Source organism: Marivita cryptomonadis (assembly GCF_002115725.1).
Taxonomy (GTDB): Bacteria; Pseudomonadota; Alphaproteobacteria; order Rhodobacterales; family Rhodobacteraceae; genus Marivita; species Marivita cryptomonadis.
Window position 1 is genome coordinate 1 of sequence record NZ_JFKD01000058.1, and the last position, 2,231, is coordinate 2,231.

Below are 2,231 nucleotides of genomic sequence, written 5' to 3' on the forward strand. Positions count from 1 at the left end.
GAGCTTCTGGTGACGTGCTCGCCCATTGAAATCTTTAGATTCTGCTACACATCTTGCTACACAATAGGCGGATGTGGAGGGGTACAATGCAGCTTGTGATGCGGGGGAAGACTTGGCACTTGCGGCGGCGAGTACCGGCTCGGTTTGCCTCGGTGGAGCCGCGACGAGAGGTCTGGGTATCGCTCAAAACCGACTCGCGCCAGCAGGCCACGAAGAAGGCCCCCGCGGTCTGGGATAGCCTCGTCGCGGGCTGGGAGGCGCAGCTGGCGGGTCGATCTGAAGATGGGGCTGTCCGGCTCGAGACGGCACGGGCGATCGCTGCCAGCCATGGGCTGACTTACAAACCCGCCCGCGACCTAGAGGAACTGCCGCTAGAAGAGCTGCTCGCTCGGGTGGAGGTGCTGCAGCGCCGGGACGGCACGATAAACGCCGTCGCTGCCCCTGCGGTGCTGGGAACAGTGGAGATACCCTCCATGACCGTTTCTGAGGCGCTGGCCGAGTACTGGGCGCTGACGCCCGACCGGGTCCGGGGCAAGAGCGCCGACCAGAAGCGCCGCTGGGAGAACCCCCGGAAAAAGGCGGTCCGGAACTTTATCGACGTGGTCGGGGACCGCCCCTTGGCGGCGCTGACGCGGGCCAATTTCCTCGATTTCCGGTCCTGGTGGCTGGAGCGGATTGCGGAGGAGAACCTGACGCCCAACTCGGCGAACAAGGACCTTATCCATCTTGCGGATGTTCTGCGGTCCGTGGATGAGTTGAAAGGGCTCGATCTTGACCTGCCGCTGCACAAGCTGACATTGAAGGAAGGCGACAAGGCGGAGCGGGTTCCCTTTTCGGACAGCTGGGTCCAGGAGAAGCTGCTTGCCGATGGGGCTCTCGCCGGCATGAATGACGAGGCCCGCGCGATCCTGGTCGGGATGATCAACACAGGCTACCGCCCGTCTGAGGCGGCCGGTCTGACGGCGGACCGCATCCGGCTCGACCATGAGGTGCCGCACTTGGTGATCGCCGCGGACCCGACACGCCAGATCAAGAACCGCACCTCCAGGCGGGAGATCCCACTGACCGGTATCAGCCTTGAGGTTTTTCGGGCCTTTCCAGCGGGCTTCCCCCGCTATCGCGAAAAGCCAGCCTCCCTGTCCGGGACGGTGAACAGCTATCTCCGCGAGAACGGGCTGATGGAGAGCGACAGGCACGTGATGTACAGCCTGCGGCACAGTTTCGAGGACCGGATGCTGCGGGGCCGGATCGATGAGCGCATCAGGCGCGAGTTAATGGGCCATGCCCTTGGCCGACAGAAATACGGCCAGGGCGGTGGTCTGTCCTTCAAGGCCGGGGAGCTGGCCCGGATCGCGATCGAGGGTGCGTTTCCCTGAGGAATGCCCGGGCGCGGTCGAGGGCGGCGCGGCGGGTGTCGAGCTTGTCGCGTTCGGCCTCGAGGCGGAGGAAGATCGGCAGATAGGTTTCGTCGTGCTCGAGCAGTTCGGCCACCACGCACAGGGCGTTCTCAATGCGCTCATCGAGGGATCTCTGTCCGTGCGGCTGACTGCCTCCCGGCGGGTCAGGTTGGGCGGCGGCGGTGTTGGTAAAGCGAAGCGTGGCCCCTTTTCGCCGGGCGGTTCCGGACGAAAGGTCATCCGGCACGGCAGGTGTGCTGCCGTGCCGTCCTGTGTTGGCATGCCTTTCCCGGTCGCGTGCCATGGGCCGCGGTCTCCCCTGCGGTGCCGGGACTCCGGCACCGTGCTCCGATTTGATCAACCTTCTGCGGGGTGCCCCGCGTCTCTTAAGGTTATGTAGACTCGGAATTTTGGTTTGGGGGATTTTGGCGGTACACGGATGCTATCGTGGGTTGGGATTTTGTGGATAACTGCAGCCGGAAGCAGTGCTGCCTTGACCTGAGCGGTGTGTGGCGGCCGCAACCGATGGGGCTGGAAGGCTCATCATCTCGCATTGGTTTGATCAGTTCCATGGCAAGAATGTATCGTTGCTAGGTGGCCATCCTGACTTGGCCCGCCCCCGCGTTGACGCGGGCGAGCTCCTGCCGCGATGTGGTTTTTTATGGTGATGGGTGTTGTGGTCGTGAGATCTGAGTGCTGGATCCTTCACATGGAACAAGAGCACGCGCCAGTGACGCGAGAGGGCCGACCCGCGACATTGCGCGGGTCGGTGGCCTGCGGCGCTGATGTGTGGTTTTTTGTGGTCTGGTTTAATGGACGGCTGCGACCGACCGA

Annotated in this window: 2 protein-coding genes; one reads left to right on the forward strand and one right to left on the reverse strand. The window is 63.5% G+C overall.

Annotation, left to right across the window (positions count from 1 at the left end; translation table 11 throughout):
• Positions 1-86 precede the first annotated feature (86 nt).
• Positions 87-1,376 carry a DUF6538 domain-containing protein gene (locus MCRY_RS22180; protein ID WP_085633935.1) on the forward strand — a complete coding sequence of 430 codons (1,290 nt, stop codon included), beginning with the start codon at positions 87-89 and terminating at the stop codon, positions 1,374-1,376.
• On the opposite strand, the gene MCRY_RS22730 is transcribed toward MCRY_RS22180, so the two are convergent.
• Entirely contained in the window at positions 1,327-1,701 is a 375-nt protein-coding gene (locus tag MCRY_RS22730; RefSeq protein WP_139834163.1) for a hypothetical protein, read from the reverse strand. The genes MCRY_RS22180 and MCRY_RS22730 overlap by 50 nt on opposite strands.
• Between the last annotated feature and the right edge of the window lie 530 nt (positions 1,702-2,231).

Bases quoted from the DNA above. Each gene is read 5' to 3' on its own strand.
- MCRY_RS22180 (WP_085633935.1), top strand. From the start codon at position 87: ATGCAGCTTGTGATGCGGGGGAAGACTTGGCACTTGCGGCGGCGAGTA.
- MCRY_RS22730 (WP_139834163.1), bottom strand. From the start codon at position 1,701: ATGGCACGCGACCGGGAAAGGCATGCCAACACAGGACGGCACGGCAGC.